Raw genomic sequence first — 19,522 nt, 5'->3', positions numbered from 1 at the left:
ATGACGCCAGACTTCCCCACCGTGACCGTCGATCTCGAGGACGTGGACCGGCTCATCGCCCGCGCCCTCGACGAGGACCTCACCTTCGGACCGGACATCACCAGCCGCGCCACGGTGCCCGCCGAGCACCGCTCGAGCGCGCGGATCGTGTCCCGGCAGCCGGGGACGGTGGCAGGCCTGTTCGTCGTCGACCGCGTGCTGCGGCAGGTGGCCACCACCGATTTCCGGGTGGAGGAGATCGCCGCCGACGGCACCCGCGTTCAGGCAGGGGACGTCGTCGCGCGCATCGGCGCCGGCACCCGTGACCTGCTCACCGCCGAGCGCACCATGCTCAACCTGCTCACGCACCTGTCCGGCATCGCCTCGGCCACCGCGCGATGGGTCGACGCCGTCGAGGGCACCGGGGCCCGGATCCGCGATTCCCGCAAGACCCTCCCGGGCCTGCGCCTGCTGCAGAAATACGCCGTCACCGTCGGCGGGGGAGTCAACCACCGCCTCGGGCTGGGCGACCGGGCCCTCATCAAGGACAACCACGTCATCGCCGCCGGGGGAGTCCTCGCGGCGTTCCGCGCCGTGCGGGAGCACTTCCCCGACAAGTGGTGCGAGGTGGAGGTGGACACCCTCGAGCAGCTCGACGCCCTGCTGCCCGAGCACCCCGATGAGATTCTGCTGGACAACTTCGAGCCGTGGATGGTGCAGGTGGCGGTGCAGCGGCGCGACGCCGTCTCCCCTGACACCCTCCTCGAGGCCTCCGGCGGGCTCAACCTCGACGGCGCCGCCGATTACGCGGGCACGGGCGTGGATTTCCTCGCCGTCGGTTCGCTCACGCACTCCGCCCCGGCGCTCGACCTGGGCCTCGACTTCGACTGATCACTCCGGCCAGGCCACGGCGGATTCGCCGATGGCGTCGGTGCTGATCTCGTCGATGGCGTGGAGCACCTGGTTGATGGCCACGGCGGTGTTGTGCTCGAGCTGCAGATCCGTCATGCCTGCACGCACGGGGGCGGTGAATTCGACGCGCACCTGCAGGCCGTCGTCGTCCTTGTGGCAGAAGGCCTTGGTGGTCATCGTGGATTCGTTCCAGTCGTTGCACAGGAGGAAGATCCGCAGAAAGTCCGAGTCCGGGTCCAGGCCGGGGTCCCAGTGCCCCTTGACCAGGTAGCTCGGGCCGTTGTCGAGGAAGAAGCCGAAGAGGATGTCGTTGATCCAGGCGATGACGACGTCGTCGTCGCCGTGGGTCTTTTCGATGCCCAGATCCGCCAGGGTCTGCCGGACGCGCTCGAGGGTGACGTCCGCGGGGGGTTCCGCGTCGAACCCGGCGGGGGTGTCCCAGTCGTGGTCGGTGCTCATGCTGGCGGAGTACTCCTCGTCCGGGTCGCCCGGGGTGATGTCGTCCTGACTGCGGCGGTGGTCCATGTCCCTCAGCTGCACGACGTCGTCGTCAAGCTCGTTGACGCCCACGTGCCGGTCGCGGGGGAGGGGGCCGCTGAGCGCGGCGGTGTCCTGCTTGCGCCGCTGGGCGGCGTTGTCCTCCGATTCGGGCATCGCGAGGTCGGGGAGGTCCTCGATGAGGTGGTCGACGGCCAGGCGGGTCGTCTCCATGGAGAGGCGGACGAAGTCGGCCAGCTGGTCGGGGGTGATTCCCGCGCCGATGAGCAGGCTGGAACGGGCGTGGAGGGTCACGGCGGCCTCGTCGCCGACCCGCAGGGAGACGGTGGGCCCGAGGCGCTCGTGGTTCCAGGCGGTGATGGTGCGCGCCAGCTCGCCGGTGTGCTCCATCCCGATCGTCGCGCGCAGTTCGGTGTCGAAGATGAGTGCCGGGGGATTGCGTTCATCCAGGTAGGCGGTGACGATGTGGTCATGCCACGGGAACACGAGCCGGTCGGCGCCCACATAACAGTGGAATCCGAAAGTCTCGGCGGCGACGTACACCTCCGTCAGGGTGACCATCGGGCTGGCACCTCCAGGCATTGTCCGGGCTGTGCCGGAATGCACAGGTCCTGAGTCCTACAATAGGGCAATACAGTGCCGACCTAGGAGAATTCTCACGATGCTCAACGTCATCGACCTGCGCGGTCGTACCCCGTCGACCAGTGAACTACGGCGCGCCCTGCCGCGCGGCGGAACCGACGTCAACGCGGTCCTGCCGACCGTGGCACCCATCGTCGAGGCGGTGCGCGAGCGGGGCGCGCAGGCGGCCCTGGATTACGGCGCGACCTTCGACGGGGTCACCCCGGCGTCCGTCCGCGTGCCGGAGGAGCTGCTCACCCGCGCCGTCGAGACGCTCGACCCCGTGGTCATCGAGGCCCTGCAGCAGGCGATTTCCCGCGTGCGCCAGGTGCACGCCGAGCAGAAGCCGGGCCCGCACACCACCACGCTGGCGGAGGGGGCGACCGTCACCGAGGTGCACCTGCCCATCGAGCGCGTCGGGCTCTACGTGCCGGGCGGCAAGGCCGTGTACCCCTCGAGCGTCATCATGAACGTCGTCCCCGCGCAGGAGGCCGGCTGTTCCTCGCTGGTCGTCGCGTCCCCGCCGCAGGCGGATCACGAGGGCTGGCCGCACCCGACCATCCTCGCGGCCTGCCGTCTCCTCGGCGTCGAGGAGGTGTGGGCCGTCGGCGGTGCCCAGGCCGTGGCGCTCATGGCCTACGGCGACGAGGACCTGGAGCCCGTCGACATCATCACCGGCCCCGGCAACATCTTCGTCACCGCGGCGAAGCGCCTGGTCAACGGCGTTGTCGGCATCGACGCCGAGGCGGGTCCCTCCGAGATCGCCATCCTCGCCGACGCAACGGCCGACCCCGTCTACCTCGCCTATGACCTCATCTCCCAGGCCGAGCACGACGACCTCGCCGCCTCCGTCCTCATCACCGATTCCGAGGAGCTGGCCCGCGCCGTCGACCGCGAGATCGAGGCGCGCTACACCGTCACCCGCAACGCCGAACGCGTCGCCGGGGCGCTCACGGGCCAGCAGTCCGGCATCGTGCTTGTCGACGACCTCGAGCAGGGCATCGCCACCGCCGACGCCTACGCGGCCGAGCACCTGGAGATCCACACCGCGAACCCCCGCGCGGTGGCCGAGCGCATCCGCCACGCCGGCGCCATCTTCGTCGGCCCCTACTCGCCCGTGCCCCTCGGCGACTACGCGGCGGGCTCCAACCACGTCCTGCCGACCTCCGGCACGGCGCGCTTCTCCTCCGGCCTGTCCACCCACACCTTCCTGCGCGAGGTCAACCTCATCGAGTACGACCGCACTGCGCTCAAGGAGATCGGCCCGCACATCATCGCGCTCGCCGACGCCGAGGACCTGCCCGCCCACGGCGAATCCATCCGCGCCCGATTCGAGGTGATGTAAGGTGACCCGCCTCACCCTGGACCAGCTGCCCCTGCGCGCGGAACTGCGCGGCCAGTCGCCCTATGGCGCGCCGCAGCTCGACGTGCCCGTCCGGCTGAACACCAACGAGAACCCTTACCCGCCCTCCCAGGCGCTCATCGATGACCTCGTGGAGACCGTGACCAAGGTCGCCTCCGAGCTCAACCGCTACCCGGACCGCGACGCCGTCGAGCTGCGCACCCAGCTGGCGGATTACGTCACCGAGCAGACCGGCGTGAGCGTGACGGTGGACAACCTGTGGGCCGCCAACGGCTCCAACGAGGTCCTCCAGCAGCTGCTGCAGGCCTTCGCCGGCCCGGGGCGGACGGCGCTCGGTTTCCAGCCCTCCTATTCCATGCACCCCATCCTCGCGGCGGGTACGCAGACGCAGTTCCTCGACTGCCCGCGCGGTGCGGACTTCCGCATCGACATGGCCGCCGCGTTGGCCGCCATCGCGGAGCACCGGCCGGACGTCATCTTCATCACCACCCCGAACAACCCGACCGGGGACGTCACCTCGCTCGACGACATCCGTACGCTTCTCGACGCCGCCCCCGGCATCGTCATCGTAGACGAGGCCTACGGCGAGTTTTCGCCCTCGCCCTCGGCCGTCACCCTGCTCGCCGAGTACCCGGCCAAGCTCGTCGTCTCCCGCACCATGTCGAAGGCCTTCGACTTCGCGGGCGGGCGCCTGGGCTACTTCGTCGCCGACCCCGCCTTCGTCGAGGCCGTCATGCTCGTGCGCCTGCCGTATCACCTGTCCATGCTCAGCCAGGCGGCGGCGACGGTGGCGCTGCGCCACCGGGGTGACACGCTGGCGACCGTCGAGAAGCTCTCGCAGGAGCGCATCCGCGTCGTCGCGGCCCTGGAGGAACTGGGCTACGATGTGGTCCCCAGCGAATCGAACTTCGTGTTCTTCGGCACCTTCGCCGACCAGAACGCCGCCTGGCAGAAGTTCCTCGACGCCGACGTGCTCATCCGTGACGTCGGGGTCACCGGACACCTGCGCACCACCATCGGGCTGCCCGCGGAGAACGACGCGTTCCTCCGCGCCGCCGCCGACGTGATCAAGGAGAACCACTAGTGACCGACCGCATCGGACGTTCCACCCGGACGACCTCGGAGTCCGACATCACCGTCGAGATCAACCTCGACGGCACCGGCCGCGCCGACATCGACACCGGCCTGCCCTTCTTCGACCACATGCTCACCGCCTTCGCGGTGCACGGCTCTTTCGACCTCACCGTGCACGCCAAGGGCGACATCGAGATCGACGCGCACCACACCGTCGAGGACACCGCCATCGTGCTCGGCGCCGCGCTTCTCGACGCCGTCGGGGACAAGTCCGGCATCCGTCGTTTCGGCTCCCGCCAGCTGCCGATGGATGAGACGCTCGTCGAATCGGTCGTCGACATCTCCGGTCGCCCCTACTTCGTCATGCGCGGCGAGCCGGACCAGATGGTCACCGCGGTCATCGGCGGGCACTACGCCACGGTGATCAACGAGCACTTCTTCGAGACACTCGCGCTCAACTCCCGTATCACCCTGCACGTCATCTGCCACTACGGCCGCGACCCGCACCACATCACCGAGGCCGAGTACAAGGCCGTGGCGCGAGCCCTGCGCGAGGCCGTGGAGAAGGACCCCCGCGTCGAGGGCGTCCCCTCGACCAAGGGAGCGCTGTAGGCGGTGGAGGGTTCCGGTAACTGGCTGGTCTACCTGCTGTTCATCGTCGCCGGCCTGCTCGTCGGCGCGACGTGGTCCGCCTATCAGTCGGGCAGCCGTCCGCTGACGATCTTCCTGGCGCTGTGCTCCGCGGTGGCCTTCGCCGGCGCCGTCTTCTGGATGATGGGAGCGATGGAGTAAATCGACACCATGTGGAAGGCCCCCGGATTCATCCCCACCCTCGTCGCGGTCTTCGCGGCCTTCGGCGCCTGGTCGCTGCTGCTGCCGGTGGTCCCGCTGGCGGCACTCGATGCGGGGCACTCCGCCACCATCGCCGGGGCCACCACGGGCGTGTTCATGGCCACCACGGTGGCCACCCAGATCCTCACTCCGGCGATGCTGCGCCGCATCGGCTACAACCCGGTCATGGTGGCCGCCGCCTTCACGCTCGGGGTGCCGGCGCTCGGCCACCTGCTTGACGACGCCGTCTGGGCCCTGCTCCTTTTCTCTGCCCTACGCGGCATCGGTTTCGGCGCGCTCACCGTGGCGGAATCGGCGCTCATCGCGGAGCTGGTCCCCGCCCGCTTCCTGGGCCAGGCCTCCGGCATGCTCGGCGTGTTCCTCGGTGTCGCCCAGATGATCGGCCTGCCCGCCGGACTGTGGATGGTCGGCCGCTTCGGCTACGACACCGTCTATGTCACCGCGGCGGTGGTGGCCCTCGTGGCGGCTCTCATGTGCCTGCGCATACCCAGGATCCGGGCGCAGGCGCGTCCCCGCGGGCGTGCGGCGGGGGACGTGTCCATGTGGAAGCTGGTGCTGGTCCCGGCCCTGGCCGTCAACACCCTGGCCATGAGCTTCGGTGCCGTCTCCTCCTTCCTGCCGGCCGCTGTGCTGGAACTTGACCCTGTCGCCGGGGCCGTCATCGGCGGCGTCATGCTCTCGATCATCGGCGGCGCCTCCATGGTGCTTCGCTACATCTCCGGCATGGTCGCCGACCGGGTGGGCCGCGCGGGATTGACCATGATCCCCGGTCAGATCATGGGGTTTGCGGGCGTGGCTCTCATGGCGCTGGTCTTGGCACAGGGGTGGTCCGTGTGGTGGCTGGTCCTGGCCGGCGTTCTATTCGGCGGCGGCTTCGGCATGGTGCAGAATGAGGCCCTGCTGGGGATGTTCCAGCGCCTGCCGCGCACCAAGGTCTCGGAGGCCTCCGCCGTGTGGAACATGGCCTACGACGCCGGCACCGGCGTCGGCTCCGTCATCCTGGGTTTCGTCGCGGCCCGCGCCGCCTACTCCGGCGCCTACACCGTGGCGGCGGCAATCGTGGCGGTGGGAATCCTGGCGACCGTGCTCGACCGCGTCCTCGGGGCGCACCGCGTCACCGAGCACAACAACATCCGCACCCGCCTGCGCCAGATTCCGGTGCCCCGTCGGTCGACGGGCAAGGGGCCGTGACACATCGGGCCTAATAGATGAGAGGGTTAAAGAGGAAAAGAAAGATGTTATCCGTTGTCACGGTGTTCCTACTTTGGTCTGGATAGGCACCGGCTGCCGACGCAGCAGGATTTCGAGACATATTTCTTTTTCAACATTGCTGTAATCGAATCGGCGACTACGCTGGTAGGGGAGAAAACACCAACGGTTGGTATTGCAAGGAAGTGTGGCCGGGGGGACCGGCTGAACTCATACGCGCCGGCGGCGGGTGCAGAGGTGGATCAATCTCCGTAGAAGAAGCCGCATGAGGGTATGCCCTGTTCCGCTCTGGAGGCTCAGCGACATTCCCGATCTTGATCCGGAGCTGATCATCCGACTGAAGCTGCTGGGTGACTCCTTCTTCGGGGAATACACGCTGGAAGAGTTCCGGTTTCATTGTGCGGTCGCCGACTTGGCGACGTTGAGTGACCTCTACCGCGAGTACTATGCCGCCGGGGCCTTCACGTGGCATGAGGAATACAGAGTGCACGAGGAGATCAAGCCGCTGCCTGAATACGTTGGCGTGGCACGGTCGATCCCGCGCCTGAGCGAGGAGACAATGCTGGAACAACGAGAGGCCTGGCCTGGGTTAAAACTGTGGGGAGCTCGTCGAACACCCGTCGAGGAGTGGGAGTTGTAGCCCGCGCTACACTTTCCCCCATGGCAAAAACCGTCGCCCTCCTCGACTACGGCTCCGGCAACCTGCGCTCCGCCCACCGGGCACTGGAGAAGGTCGGGGCCGAGGTCACCGTCACCTCCGATCCGCAGATCTCCGTCACCGCCGACGGGCTCCTCGTCCCCGGCGTCGGCGCCTTCGCCGCCTGCATGGCCGGGCTCAACGCCGTCCACGGCGCCCGCATCATCGGCCAGCGCCTGGCCGGCGGGCGCCCGGTGATGGGCATCTGCGTCGGCATGCAGATACTCTTCGATGAAGGCCACGAGCACGGCGTGCACACCCGCGGTGCAGGGGAGTGGCCGGGCTCCGTCGAGCGCCTGCACGCCCACATCCTCCCCCACATGGGATGGAACACCGTCCAGCGCGCCTCCGACTCCCAGATGTTCGCCCAGCTCTCCGGGGAGGAGCGCTTCTACTTCGTCCATTCCTACGGCGTCCGCGACTGGACCCTGGAGACCGACGATCTGACCACTCCGCCGTCCGTCGCCTGGGCGCAGCACGAAGGTGACCGCTTCGTCGCCGCCGTGGAGAACGGCCCGCTGTGGGCCACCCAGTTCCACCCGGAGAAGTCCGGCGATGCCGGCCTGCAACTGCTGTCCAACTGGGTCGACACCCTGTAGAGGTTAGGATTGACCACCATGAGCGATTTCACTCTTCTTCCCGCCGTTGATGTCGTCGACGGCCAGGCCGTGCGACTGGACCAGGGCGAGGCCGGCACCGAGAAGTCCTACGGCTCCCCGCTGGAGGCGGCGCTGGAGTGGCAGGCCCAGGGCGCGGAGTGGCTGCACTTCGTCGACCTCGACGCCGCCTTCGGCCGCGGTTCCAACCACGAGCTCATGGCGGAGATCACCCGCCAGCTGGACATCAAGGTCGAGCTGACGGGCGGCATCCGCGACGATGCCTCCCTCGAGCGCGCCCTGGCCACGGGTGCCACCCGCGTCAACATCGGCACCGCCGCGCTGGAGAAGCCGGAGTGGATCGCCGAGGTGCTCCGGACCCACGGCGAGCAGGTCGCCGTCGACATCGCCGTCCGCGAAATCGACGGCGAGTGGCGCACCCGCGGCAACGGCTGGGTCTCCGACGGCGGCGACCTGTGGGAGGTCCTCGAGCGTCTCGACGCCGCAGGTTGTTCCCGCTTCGTCGTCACCGACGTCTCCAAGGACGGCACCCTCGCTGGCCCCAACGTCCAGCTCCTGCGCGAGGTGGCTGCCGCCACCGACGCGAAGATCGTCGCCTCGGGTGGCATTTCCGTCCTCGACGACGTCGTCGAGCTGGCGAAGTACACCGACGAGGGCATCGACTCCGCCATCATCGGCAAGGCCCTCTACGAGGGACGATTCACGCTGCGGGAGGCACTCGCGGCCGTCGCGAAGCAGTAGTCATGGACGCCCGGGAACTGCTCGCCGTCGCGGAGGCGGTGTGCGACGACGCGGAGGCGATGTTCCTCGCCGGCGTCGGCTCGGACCCGGCCGCGATGAAGAGCCCGGGCGACTTCGCCACCGAGGTGGACCTGGCCATCGAGGCGCACCTGCGGCAGATGCTCACCCAGTTCACCGGCATCCCCGTGCTGGGGGAGGAGGCCGGCGGCAGCTACAGCCACGACGCCGTGTGGATCGTCGATCCCATCGACGGAACCGCCAACTACGCGGCGGGCAATCCGATGTGCGCGATCCTCATCAGCCTGCTTATCGACGACCGCCCCGTCGCCGCCATCACCTCCATGCCCCTGCTCGGCCGCCGTCTCACCGCCTTCGAGGGTGGGCCGCTGCGCCTCAACGGCCGCGCGCTGACCCCGCTGAGCGAAAGCGACCAGCTCGTCGCGCAGGTGGGCTTCTCCTCGGTCGCCTCCCAGGTCCGCTCCGAGTTCCCCTCCCTCCTGCGGCAGGGGCTGCTCGCCGAGCTGGCTGCGACCTACCTGCGCCCCCGGATCACCGGCTCCGTCGGCGTCGACCTGGCGTTCACGGCGCAGGGGATTTTCGGCGGGGCCGTGAGCTTCTCCCCGCACGTGTGGGACAACGCCGCCGGGGTCATGCTCATCCGCGCCAACGGCGGGGTGGTCACCGACATCGAGGGCAACGACTGGACGCCGCAGTCCATCGGGGTGGTGGCGGGTACCGCGCGGGCGCACGAGGCCATCATGAGTACGATGAGTGGGATCCTCAACTCATGAACTGAAAGGGGCGGATTCATGGCCGTCGCCATCCGCGTCATCCCCTGCCTGGACGTCGACAATGGTCGCGTGGTCAAGGGCGTCAACTTCGAGAACCTCCGCGACGCCGGTGACCCCGTCGAACTCGCCGCCCGCTACAACCAGGAGGGCGCCGACGAGCTCACCTTCCTCGATGTCTCCGCCTCCAAGGACGGGCGCGGCACCATGCTCGAGGTGGTCAAGCGCACCGCCGAGCAGATCTTCATCCCGCTGACCGTCGGCGGTGGTGTCCGCTCCGTCGAGGACGTCGACCAGCTGCTGCGCGCGGGTGCGGACAAGGTCTCCGTCAACACCTCCGCCATCGCCCGCCCGGAGCTCCTCCGCGAGCTGGCGGACCGCTTCGGCTCCCAGTGCATCGTCCTGTCCGTCGACGCCCGCCGCGCCGCCGACCAGCCCTCCGGCTTCGAGGTGACCACCCACGGCGGCACGAAGTCCGCCGGCCTCGACGCCATCGAGTGGGCGAAGACCGGCGAGGAGCTCGGCGTCGGCGAGATCCTGCTCAACTCCATGGACGGCGACGGCACGAAGGACGGCTTCGACCTCGAGCTGCTGCGCCTGGTGCGCGCGGCCGTCACCGTGCCCGTCATCGCCTCCGGCGGTGCGGGGGAGGCCGCGCACTTCCCGCCCGCCGTCGACGCCGGCGCCAACGCCGTGCTCGCCGCCACCATCTTCCACTTCGGCGAGGTGAGCATCGGCGAGGTCAAGGACGCGCTCGCCGAGGCCGGCCACGAGGTGCGCCGATGAGCAACCCCGCCGACTACGAACTCGACGCAGACATTGCCGCGCGGCTGAAGCTCAACGACGCCGGGCTGCTCCCCGCCATCGTCCAGGCCGACGGCACCGGCGAGGTGCTCATGATGGCGTGGATGGACACCCACGCGCTGGCCCACACGCTGGCCACCCGCCAGGGCACCTACTACTCGCGCTCCCGCGACGAATACTGGATCAAGGGCCTGACCTCCGGGCACACCCAGGAGGTCACCGGCGTGCGCCTCGACTGCGACGGCGACACCGTCCTGGTCACCGTCCGCCAGGTCGGCGGCGCCTGCCACACCGGCGACCGCACCTGTTTCGACGCCGACGAGCTGCTGTAGCCATGAAGAACCTGCACCGCATCTCCGCTCTCCTGCTCGCCCTGTCCGCGCTCATCCTGTGGGCGGCCTCGCGCATGCCCTGGATCACCGCCGACACCTTCGACGACAAGTCCGGCAACGCCACGCACGCGGTCATCGGCGGCCTGTGGTCCACCGAACAGACCGCCGTGGCGCTGCTGCTGCTCGCCGGTGCGGTGGCCGGTCTGGCGTTGCGCCGGGTGGGGCGCCGCGTGGTGGGCATCGTCGCCGCCCTGGCCGGTATCGGCGCCTCCTGGGCGCCGCTGGGCCTGCTGGCCGGGGAGCCCGACCCGCGGCGCGTCCACCAGCTGCTGTCCACGGGCGATGAGACCGTCATCGCCTCCTGGGCGGAGATCGCGGGCCTCGACGTTCACACGGGCGGACCCGCCCTGGCGATGCTCGGCGCTGCCCTCGCCCTGTTCGGCGGGGTGCTGCTGGCGGTGCGCCCGGGGACCGATTCCGCGAAGCTCAACCGCTACGAGACCCGCCAGTCCCGCGCGGCGAAGATCACCGAGGACCTCGAGGCGGAGCCGGATTCCGGCCGCGTCATGTGGGACGCCCTCGACGCCGACATCGATCCCACGGACACTTCCCGCCCCTGATTTCTTCGTGAGGAAGGTCACGGGATACCCTGAATGGGATCTCGATGGGAGGTGCCGATGAGTGCACGTGAGCGACTTGTCGCCGCTGTCCTGGAGGAGGTGGCGGCCCGCGAGGCCCGGGTCTCCTTCCAGGAGATCAAGGCCCGTTCCCGCGACACGGACAACACCCGTGACGGGTACCACGCGCTGCTGCGCAACGGCTGCAGCGTCATCGCCGAGATCAAAAGGGCCGTCCCCGGACGGACTCTCCTCAGCGCGGACTCCACCGACACCGCCCCCATCGCCCACCTGGCCAGCGAGTTCGAGGAGGGCGGGGCCCACCTCATCGCCTGCCAGACCGAGCGCCTGCGCTTCCACGGTTCGCTGCAGGACATGCGGGTCGCCCGCGCCGCCGTCGATCTGCCGATGTTCTGCCGTGACATCATCATCGACCCGTATCAGATCCACGAGGCCCGCTGCTACGGCGCCGACCTCGTGCCCCTCCAGGTGGAGCTGCTCGACCAGAACCGCCTCGTCTCCCTGCTCGACCGCATCGAATCCCTCGGCATGACCGCCGTCCTCGAGGTGCGCAGCCCCGCCGAAGCGGACCGGGCGATGGAAGCCGGGGCGCGGGTCGTCGCGGTCAACGCGCGCCCGCTGGTGGGCGGGGACGTCGATAAGCAACTCTTCGCGGAGATCTCCCCGGGGCTGCCCGAGACGACGGTGCGCATCGCCCTCTCGGGGGTGCACACGCCGCGCGACCTGCTCACGTATGCGGCCGCGGGTGCCGACGCCGTCGTCGTCGGCGAGGAGCTCATGACCGCCGAGGACCCCGCGCGGCTCACCCGCATGCTGGTGGCCACCGGTCAGCATCCCTCCTGCCCCTCGCGCTGAGGTCTCTGGCACACTGTCTTAGCGTGCAGACCACTATCCTCGCGAACATCCCGTCCCCGCCCCAGGGCGTGTGGTACCTCGGTCCGATCCCGCTGCGCGCCTACGCGATATGCATCATGATCGGCATCCTCCTGGCGCTGTGGGTGACCCACCGGCGTTACACCGCGCGCGGAGGGGACGCGGACCTCGTGTGGGACGCGGCCATCGTGGCCATTCCCGCCGGCATCATCGGCGGGCGGCTCTATCACGTGCTCACGGACGCCGACAAGTACTTCTGTGACACCTGCAACCCGGTCGACGCCCTCAACATCACCGCCGGTGGCCTGGGCATCTGGGGGGCCGTCGCGCTCGGCGCGGTGGCGGTGGCGGTGCTGTTCCGCTGGAAGAAGGTCCCTCTCGCGCCCTTCGCCGACGCCGTCGCGCCCGGCATCATCCTCGGGCAGGCCGTCGGCCGGCTGGGCAACTGGTTCAACCAGGAGATCTACGGCCGTCCCACCGACCTGCCCTGGGCGCTGGACATCTTCTACCGCGTCGACGGCAACGGCGACTTCGCGCCGCTGACGGGCAGCTCCACGGGGGAGATCATCACCTCCGTTCACCCGACGTTCCTCTACGAGCTGCTGTGGAACCTGCTCATCTTCGCTGCGCTCATCCTCATCGACCGCCGCTATAAGCTGGCGCAGGGCAGCATCTTCGCCCTCTACGTCGCGGGCTACACGCTGGGTCGCTTCTGGATCGAGTTCATGCGCGATGATTCCGCCACCATGATCCTCGGCCAGCGCGTCAACACCTGGGTGTCCGCGATCGTGTTCCTCGCCGCAGTGGGCGTGTTCCTGTGGCTTCAGCGACGCCGACAGGCTGTCGTCAACGAAACAGAGTAGGTTGGTAGCCGTGTCTAGACGAACCAAGATTGTGTGCACCCTCGGTCCCGCCGTCGCCTCGAAGGACGCCATCCGGCGCCTCGTCGAGGACGGCATGGACGTCGCCCGCCTGAACTTCTCCCACGGCGATCACGCCGACCACGAGCAGAACTACAAGTGGGTCCGCGAGGCCACGGATGTCACCGGCCGCGCCGTCGGCATCCTCGCCGACCTGCAGGGTCCCAAGATCCGCCTCGGCCGCTTCATCGACGGCGCGACCGTCTGGGAGACCGGCGAGACCGTCCGCATCACCGTCGACGATGTGGAGGGCACCCACGACCGCGTGTCCACCACCTACAAGAACCTGGCCAAGGACGCCAAGCCCGGCGACCGTCTGCTTGTCGACGACGGCAAGGTCGGCCTCACCTGCGTCTCCGTCGACGGCAACGATGTCGTCCTCGAGGTCACCGAAGGCGGCCCCGTCTCCAACAACAAGGGCGTCTCCCTGCCCGGCATGGACATCTCCGTGCCCGCCCTGTCCGAGAAGGACATCGAGGACCTCGAGTTCGCCCTCAAGCTGGGCGTCGACTTCGTCGCCCTCTCCTTCGTCCGCTCCCCGGCGGACGTCGACCTCGTCCACGAGGTGATGGACCGCGTCGGCCGCCACGTGCCGGTCATCGCGAAGCTGGAGAAGCCCGAGGCCGTCCACGCCCTCGAGTCCATCGTCCTCGCCTTCGACGCCATCATGGTGGCCCGCGGCGACCTCGGCGTCGAGGTGCCCCTCGAGCAGGTCCCCCTGGTGCAGAAGCGCGCGATCCAGATCGCCCGTGAGAACGCCAAGCCCGTCATCGTGGCCACCCAGATGCTCGACTCGATGATCGAGAACTCCACCCCGACCCGCGCCGAGGCCTCCGACGTCGCCAACGCCGTCCTCGACGGTGCCGACGCCGTCATGCTCTCCGGCGAGACCTCCATCGGCGTCGACCCGCACAACGTCGTGCGCACCATGTCGCGCATCGTCATCCAGGCGGAGACCGACGGCCACGTGCCGCCGCTGAGCCACGTCCCGCGCACCAAGCGCGGCGTCATCTCCTACTCCGCCCGCGACATCGCCGAGCGCCTCAACGCCCGCGCTCTGGTGTGTTTCACCACCTCCGGTGACACTGCCCGCCGCGTGGCCCGCCTGCACTCGCACCTGCCGCTGCTCGTGTTCACCCCGCACCAGGCCGTCCGCTCCCAGCTGGCGCTCACCTGGGGTGCCGAGACCTTCCTGTGTGCCCAGGCCCGCTCCACCGACGACATGATGGCCGAGCTCGACCGCTCCCTGCTCGCCATGGACGACTACCACCGTGACGACATGATGGTCGTCGTCGCCGGCACCCCGCCCGGGGTCTCCGGCAACACCAACATGATCCACGTGCATCTGCTGGGCGAGGACACCAGTTCCCCGACGGCCTCGCAGAAGTAACAGGCCACACAGAAAGGAGGCGGCGGAGAGGATATCCTCTCCGCCGCCTCCTTTGTGCGTGTGGCTACTTGGTGATCGGGGTCGGGTCGAGCTTCCAGACCTCGCGGGCGTAGTCGCCGATGGTGCGGTCGGAGGAGAAACGGCCCGAGGCGCAGATGTTCACCCAGCACATGCGTGCCCAGTGCAGACGGTCGGCGACGTAGTCGGCGGCCATGCGGTCGCGGGTCTCGCGGAAATCGGCGAAGTCACCGAGGACGTAGTACACGTCCGGGGTCTCCCAGCCGCCGCCGTCGAGAAGCGAGGAACGGATGTCGTGGAACTGGCCGGTGCCGTTGTCGTCCAGGGTGCCGTCGACGAGGGCGTCGAGGGTGCGCTTGAGGCCGGGGACGGTCTCGTAGGCGTGCCACGGGTTGTAGGTGGCGCGCAGCTCCGGCAGCTCCTCCTCGCGGGCGCCGAAGATGTAGGCGTTGTCGTCGCCCACGGAGTCGTGGATCTCGACGTTCGCGCCGTCCATGGTGCCCAGGGTGAGGGCACCGTTCATCATGAACTTCATGTTGCCCGTGCCCGAGGCCTCCTTACCGGCGGTGGAGATCTGCTCGGAGACGTCGGTCGCCGGGATGATGCGCTCGGCGGGGGAGACGTTGTAGTTCTCGACGAAGACGACCTTGATGGTCTGGTTGACCTCCGGGTCGTTGTTGACCACGTTGGCGATCTCGTTGATGAGCTTGATGATGCCCTTGGCCCGGTAGTAGCCCGGAGCGGCCTTCGCGCCGAAGATGAAGGTGCGCGGCGGGACATCGCTGAGGCCGTCGTGCTTCATCCGCAGGTAGAGGTCGAGGATGTAGAGGGCGTTGAGCAGCTGACGCTTGTACTCGTGCAGGCGCTTGATCTGGGTGTCGAAGATGGAGTGCGGGTCCACCTCGATGCCCTGGCGCTCGAGGATCCACTCGGCGAAGTCGGCCTTGTTGGCCTCCTTGATCTCGAGCAGCTCGTTCATCACGGCGTCGTCGTCACCGTAGTGCGCGATCTCCTTGAGCTTGTCCATGTTGGTGACCCACTCATCGGAACCGACGAGGCGGGTGAGCAGGTCGGACAGACGCGGGTTGCACATCTTCAGCCAGCGGCGCGGGGTGACGCCGTTGGTCTTGTTGTTGAACTTCTCCGGCCAGATGTCGTGCCAGTCACCGAGGGTGTCGCGCTTGATGATCTCGGAGTGCAGCGCGGCCACACCGTTGATGGAGTACGCGGCGTAGCAGGCGATCCAGGCCATGTGGACGTGGCCGTCCTGGACCAGGGCCATCCGGTTGATGTGCTCCTCGTCGAGGCCGCGGGCGCGCAGGTCCTCGCGGAAACGACGGTCGAGCTCCACGGTGATCTCCCACACGCGGTGGAAGAGCTGCTGGAAGATGGACACGTTCCACTGCTCGAGGGCCTCCACGAGCACGGTGTGGTTGGTGTAGGCGAACGTCTTCGTCACGATGTCCCAAGCGTCCTCCCAGGTCATGTCGTGCTCGTCGAGAAGCAGGCGCATGAGCTCCGGGATGGCGAGCACCGGGTGGGTGTCGTTGAGCTGGATGCAGTTGAACTCGGCGAAGGTGGACAGATCGCCGTGGTTGGCCAGGTGGGACTCGATCATCGCCTGCAGGGACGCGGAGACGAAGAAGTACTGCTGGCGCACGCGCAGCACCTTGCCGGCGTAGGTGGTGTCGTTCGGGTAGAGCACGCGGCACAGGTCCATGACGGCCTCGCGCTCGACGATGGCATCGGTGAAGCGCTGGGAGTTGAAGGCGTCGTAGTCGAACTCCTCCATCGGCTCCGCCTTCCACAGGCGCAGGGTGCCGACGTTGTCGGTGCCGTAGCCGGTGATGGGCATGTCGTAGGGCACCGCGCGGACGGTCATGTCGTCGAACTGGACGATGCGCGGCTGCTCCTCGCGGCGGATGTAGAACGGGTAGCCGTTCTCCTTCCACGCGTCCGGCTTCTCGGTCTGGAAGCCGTTGTCGAAGGCCTGCTTGAACAGGCCGTAGCGGTAGAGGATTCCGTAGCCGGTGACCGGCAGGTCCTGCGTGGCGGAGGAATCCAGGAAGCAGGCGGCGAGACGCCCCAGGCCACCGTTGCCCAGAGCGGCGTCGTTCTCCGCCTCCAGGACGTCACCGAGCTCGTGGCCCAGCTCGCGGGCCGCGGCGGCGGCGTCGTCGACGAGCTCGAGGTTGGTGAGGTTGTTGAGCAGGGCGCGGCCCATGAGGAACTCGGCCGAGAAGTAGTGCTGCTGGCGGACACCCGCGTACGCCTCGGTGGTGGCCTCCCACTTGTCGGCGATCTGCTCCATCACGCCGCGGGAGAGCCCGAACCAGAACTTGTAGTCGGTGGCGGTCTCCGGCGTGGCGCCGGAGGCTGCGCGGACATGACCGCCGACGGTCGTGTTCAGCGCGGGAAGGGAGTCACTCATGTGGATTGCTCCTGGGTTGTCGTTATATGGCAACAGGTGTGAGGGCTACCCCAGGTAGCCACTTGTCTCAGCATATAGGCAGGGACTTTGTTGCGCGCCTCAGCGTCCGAGATAGGCGAGAACCCCGGCGGCGGCCGCCCTTGTGGTGGCATCGACCGTGGGCCCGTACTCCGGTAGGAAGGTGGTCATGTGGTTGACCGGCACATCCTGCTTGACGCGGTTCTCGGCCACCGCCTTGTCCCACACCTCGCGCGGGGTGCAGCCGACGACCCAGTACAAGTAGGGCGCGCCGAAGGCGAGCGGAATGTTGGGGAAGTCCTCCGACACCGTGGTGCGCTTCCCGTCCACCGAGGCAGCGCCGAAGACCTCATCGAAGACGGGGCGGAGCGTGTCGAACACGCCCTGGTCATTGTCGACGAGCTCACCGTGGCCGAAGAACTCGAAGGTCGGCTTCGCCTCGCTTCCCGACGCCGCGCACTCCGCCTCCACCACCCGCGTGATGGCCGCGTAGACGCGACGCTTGGTGGTCTCGTCGTAGAAGCGGCAGTTGAGGACCAATTCGGCCGAGTCCGGGATGATGTTGTTGGTGGTCCCGGCACGCAGGGTGCCCACGGAGATCACCGCGAAGTCATTGGGGTCCACCTCACGGCCTACGATGCCCTGCAGGCGGATGACCACCATGGCCGCGATGTAGGTCGGGTCGATGGAGTTGTGCGGCATGGATCCGTGGGCCGAGCGGCCGGGGATGGTGATCCGGATGGAGTCGCACGCCGCGAACTGCGGTCCGGCCTTCGTCTGCACTTCTCCGGCGCGTCCCGGCATGATGTGCTGCCCGAGGCACACGTCCGGGCGCGGGATGCGGGAGGCCAGGCCGTCCGCCACCATGGCCGCGGCCCCCTCTCCCGTCTCCTCGGCGGGCTGGAACAGGGCAATGAAGGTGCCCGCCCAGGCCTCCCGGTGGGTATCCAGCAGGGCGCAGGCGCCGAGCAGCGCGGTGGTGTGCATGTCATGGCCACAGGCGTGCATGACGCCGGTCTGCGTGCCGTCGGCGGCGCGGCGCACCCGCGTCGAGGCGAAGGTCACCCCCGTCTCCTCCTTGATGGGGAGGGCGTCGAAATCGGCCCGGAACAGCGCCGTGGGACCGTCGCCGTTGCGGAATACCGCGACGATGCCGTGACCGCCGATGTGGGTGATCACCTCACAGTCGAAGTCCGCGAGCTTGGCCGCGATCTTCTCCGCCGTCTCGTACTCGTGGCCCGACAGCTCCGGACGTTCGTGCAGATCCTCGTAGAAGGCCTGCTGCCAGGAGAGGTCGGCGGAATGCTGGGACAGAAGGCGGGAGATGTCACTCATGGGGGTGTTCGGAGGCTCCTCGGGAGGTGGACGTTGATGTCAGGTCCACTGTAGTGGAGTGCTCCGGGCCGATCGGCTCGTCGTCGAAGGTGTCCGTGTGCTCCCACGTGTTGAGCAGATGCTCGTCTCCGGCGGGAACGGGGCCGTGGAAGTACTTGTCCGCGTGCTGCCCCATGGCGGCATCGGGGACGGGCGGCCGGTTGTCGGAGGAGGTCCATGACTCTCCACCTGGGAAGCGGAAGCGCAGGAGGGAGGGGTCGATGGAGTCGGGGACGATCGTCATCTCTCCGTTGGCGATCATCGTGTGATGGGTCGAGCACAGCGGAATGAGGTTGTCCAGGTCCGTGGCGCCGCCGGACGCCCAGTCGAGGATGTGGTGGAACTCCAACCAACGGGTGTGATTGCACCCCGGGGTGGCGCAGCGGTGGCGCCAGCGGGTGAGCAGGACCTTCGCCTGCGCGCCGTTGACCAGGCGGGACGCTCGCCCGAGGTTGAGGATGCGTCCGCCCCGGCCCCGGATCTGAACGGAGAGGAAACCGTTGATGATGCTGCGCAGGAGGTCCTTGCCTTCCGCGGCCGGCTGGGCGGGCAGCAGGGCGGTGTCATCGGTGTCGACGATGATGTTGACCTGGGCGCCGGGGGCCAGGGTCTTGGCCACCGGGTTGGTGCGCGCCAGCCGGATGAGGCTGAGGAAGGAGCCGAGGAGGCCGCTGGCGGTGGGCGCTCCGAAGCGGGTGGTGGAGGAGCTTTCTGGGTCCTCCTGCTCGGCGGACGCCAGCTCCGCAGCCTTGAGGGCGGCGAGAACCTCGGCCCCGTTCTCGGGGTCGAAGCTGCCCCAGAGCTTGACGTGCCCGGTGTCGGGGCAGACCGTGACGGAGAGGCGGTTCGGTGACTTGGGCGTGGTGCCGCCGACCTTCGGCTGCCCGGCGAGGAGCGCCTCCAGTTCGGTGACGGTGTGGGTCCGGGCCAGTTCAACGAGTGCGTATTCGTTATCGGCCGTCAGGTACTTGAGCAGGAGGCGCACCTTGGAGTAGCTGACGTCGCCGCGGAGGGAGGCCTCCGTGAGGAGCGGGAAGGCGCGCAATCGACGGCCCACGCTGAGGTACTCCTGGGCCGATCGCGCGGACATCCCCTGCGTGCGGACCACCCAGGAGGCGGTGGTGGGTGCTCCCTGCGTGCGGGCGAGGCCGCGGGCATCGAACTCCGCGATGGACGTGATGAACTGGGCCTTGTGGCGGGTGAAGGACTGGTTGGCGGTGGTGATGGAGTCGCGCAGGTCGTGGTCGTCGAGTGTGCTGAGGTTGATGGTCGTGGCCAGCATGATTCCCCCCGGGAATTGTCGAATTGCTGTTCGATCAACCCAAACATAGCACGCCCGTTCGACATGCGCCAGGGGTGCCCGAGAAGCGCGC

20 protein-coding genes are annotated in these 19,522 nt (G+C 68.4%); 16 read left to right on the top strand and 4 right to left on the bottom strand.

Annotation, left to right across the window (positions count from 1 at the left end; translation table 11 throughout):
* On the top strand, positions 1 to 870 hold the full coding sequence (nadC, locus tag ACFPUZ_RS01385) for a carboxylating nicotinate-nucleotide diphosphorylase (RefSeq protein ID WP_376999139.1): 870 nt from the start codon (positions 1 to 3) through the stop codon (positions 868 to 870).
* Here the strand turns inward: nadC and ACFPUZ_RS01380 are convergent, their stop codons facing one another.
* Positions 871 to 1,950, bottom strand: a complete 1,080-nt coding sequence (locus ACFPUZ_RS01380; protein ID WP_376999137.1) for a YbjN domain-containing protein — start codon at positions 1,948 to 1,950, stop codon at positions 871 to 873.
* A 100-nt stretch (positions 1,951 to 2,050) separates the two neighbouring features.
* On the opposite strand from ACFPUZ_RS01380, the gene hisD reads away from it, so the two are divergent.
* The 15 genes from hisD (at position 2,051) to pyk (ending at position 14,308) form a co-directional block, all read left to right on the top strand.
* A complete protein-coding gene (gene hisD / locus ACFPUZ_RS01375) occupies positions 2,051 to 3,355 on the top strand; it encodes a histidinol dehydrogenase (protein ID WP_376999135.1) in 1,305 nt (434 codons plus the stop codon).
* A 1-nt stretch (position 3,356) separates the two neighbouring features.
* Positions 3,357 to 4,457: a histidinol-phosphate transaminase gene (locus tag ACFPUZ_RS01370; protein WP_376999133.1), complete on the top strand. Its 1,101-nt coding sequence runs from the start codon at positions 3,357 to 3,359 to the stop codon at positions 4,455 to 4,457.
* A complete protein-coding gene (gene hisB, locus ACFPUZ_RS01365; protein ID WP_376999131.1) occupies positions 4,457 to 5,059 on the top strand; it encodes an imidazoleglycerol-phosphate dehydratase HisB in 603 nt (200 codons plus the stop codon). The genes ACFPUZ_RS01370 and hisB overlap by 1 nt, the downstream gene beginning before the upstream one ends.
* A gap of 3 nt (positions 5,060 to 5,062) precedes the next feature.
* The gene (locus tag ACFPUZ_RS01360; protein WP_376999129.1) at positions 5,063 to 5,239 is read left to right on the top strand and encodes a hypothetical protein; all 177 of its coding nucleotides are present in this window, start codon (positions 5,063 to 5,065) and stop codon (positions 5,237 to 5,239) included.
* A 9-nt stretch (positions 5,240 to 5,248) separates the two neighbouring features.
* Positions 5,249 to 6,490 (top strand): MFS transporter, encoded by a 1,242-nt coding sequence (locus tag ACFPUZ_RS01355; RefSeq protein WP_376999127.1) that lies wholly within the window; start codon positions 5,249 to 5,251, stop codon positions 6,488 to 6,490.
* A 283-nt stretch (positions 6,491 to 6,773) separates the two neighbouring features.
* A complete protein-coding gene (locus tag ACFPUZ_RS01350) occupies positions 6,774 to 7,148 on the top strand; it encodes a hypothetical protein (protein WP_376999125.1) in 375 nt (124 codons plus the stop codon).
* 20 nt (positions 7,149 to 7,168) lie between these two features.
* Positions 7,169 to 7,804, top strand: coding sequence for an imidazole glycerol phosphate synthase subunit HisH (hisH, locus tag ACFPUZ_RS01345; protein ID WP_376999123.1), 636 nt, complete (start codon positions 7,169 to 7,171; stop codon positions 7,802 to 7,804).
* Positions 7,805 to 7,822: 18 nt separating this feature from the next.
* The gene (priA, locus tag ACFPUZ_RS01340) at positions 7,823 to 8,563 is read left to right on the top strand and encodes a bifunctional 1-(5-phosphoribosyl)-5-((5-phosphoribosylamino)methylideneamino)imidazole-4-carboxamide isomerase/phosphoribosylanthranilate isomerase PriA (RefSeq protein WP_376999121.1); all 741 of its coding nucleotides are present in this window, start codon (positions 7,823 to 7,825) and stop codon (positions 8,561 to 8,563) included.
* Positions 8,564 to 8,565: 2 nt separating this feature from the next.
* Complete coding sequence (locus tag ACFPUZ_RS01335) at positions 8,566 to 9,354, top strand: inositol monophosphatase family protein (protein ID WP_376999119.1); 789 nt, start codon at positions 8,566 to 8,568, stop codon at positions 9,352 to 9,354.
* A gap of 18 nt (positions 9,355 to 9,372) precedes the next feature.
* The gene (gene hisF, locus ACFPUZ_RS01330) at positions 9,373 to 10,137 is read left to right on the top strand and encodes an imidazole glycerol phosphate synthase subunit HisF (RefSeq protein WP_376999117.1); all 765 of its coding nucleotides are present in this window, start codon (positions 9,373 to 9,375) and stop codon (positions 10,135 to 10,137) included.
* Positions 10,134 to 10,487, top strand: coding sequence for a phosphoribosyl-AMP cyclohydrolase (hisI, locus tag ACFPUZ_RS01325; protein ID WP_376999115.1), 354 nt, complete (start codon positions 10,134 to 10,136; stop codon positions 10,485 to 10,487). Before hisF ends, hisI begins: the two co-directional genes overlap by 4 nt.
* Before the next feature lie 2 nt (positions 10,488 to 10,489).
* Positions 10,490 to 11,107, top strand: a complete 618-nt coding sequence (locus ACFPUZ_RS01320) for a TIGR02234 family membrane protein (RefSeq protein WP_376999113.1) — start codon at positions 10,490 to 10,492, stop codon at positions 11,105 to 11,107.
* A gap of 57 nt (positions 11,108 to 11,164) precedes the next feature.
* Positions 11,165 to 11,980 (top strand): indole-3-glycerol phosphate synthase TrpC, encoded by an 816-nt coding sequence (locus ACFPUZ_RS01315; RefSeq protein ID WP_376999111.1) that lies wholly within the window; start codon positions 11,165 to 11,167, stop codon positions 11,978 to 11,980.
* Positions 11,981 to 12,003: 23 nt separating this feature from the next.
* Positions 12,004 to 12,861: a prolipoprotein diacylglyceryl transferase gene (gene lgt / locus ACFPUZ_RS01310; RefSeq protein ID WP_376999109.1), complete on the top strand. Its 858-nt coding sequence runs from the start codon at positions 12,004 to 12,006 to the stop codon at positions 12,859 to 12,861.
* A gap of 10 nt (positions 12,862 to 12,871) precedes the next feature.
* The gene (pyk, locus tag ACFPUZ_RS01305; RefSeq protein WP_376999107.1) at positions 12,872 to 14,308 is read left to right on the top strand and encodes a pyruvate kinase; all 1,437 of its coding nucleotides are present in this window, start codon (positions 12,872 to 12,874) and stop codon (positions 14,306 to 14,308) included.
* 64 nt (positions 14,309 to 14,372) lie between these two features.
* Here the strand turns inward: pyk and ACFPUZ_RS01300 are convergent, their stop codons facing one another.
* The 3 genes from ACFPUZ_RS01300 to ACFPUZ_RS01290 all read right to left on the bottom strand — a co-directional run bounded on the left by ACFPUZ_RS01300 (position 14,373) and on the right by ACFPUZ_RS01290 (position 19,431).
* The gene (locus ACFPUZ_RS01300; RefSeq protein ID WP_376999105.1) at positions 14,373 to 16,757 is read right to left on the bottom strand and encodes a glycogen/starch/alpha-glucan phosphorylase; all 2,385 of its coding nucleotides are present in this window, start codon (positions 16,755 to 16,757) and stop codon (positions 14,373 to 14,375) included.
* Positions 16,758 to 16,856: 99 nt separating this feature from the next.
* Positions 16,857 to 18,110, bottom strand: coding sequence for an amidohydrolase (locus ACFPUZ_RS01295; protein WP_376999103.1), 1,254 nt, complete (start codon positions 18,108 to 18,110; stop codon positions 16,857 to 16,859).
* Positions 18,103 to 19,431 (bottom strand): HNH endonuclease signature motif containing protein, encoded by a 1,329-nt coding sequence (locus tag ACFPUZ_RS01290; RefSeq protein ID WP_376999101.1) that lies wholly within the window; start codon positions 19,429 to 19,431, stop codon positions 18,103 to 18,105. Before ACFPUZ_RS01290 ends, ACFPUZ_RS01295 begins: the two co-directional genes overlap by 8 nt.
* Positions 19,432 to 19,522 lie beyond the last annotated feature (91 nt).

It is taken from the genome of Corynebacterium nasicanis (genome assembly GCF_042658165.1).
GTDB classification, from domain to species: domain Bacteria; phylum Actinomycetota; class Actinomycetes; order Mycobacteriales; family Mycobacteriaceae; genus Corynebacterium; species Corynebacterium nasicanis.
Note: the sequence above shows the minus strand (reverse complement) of the source record. Positions and strands in the feature narration are given on the sequence as shown.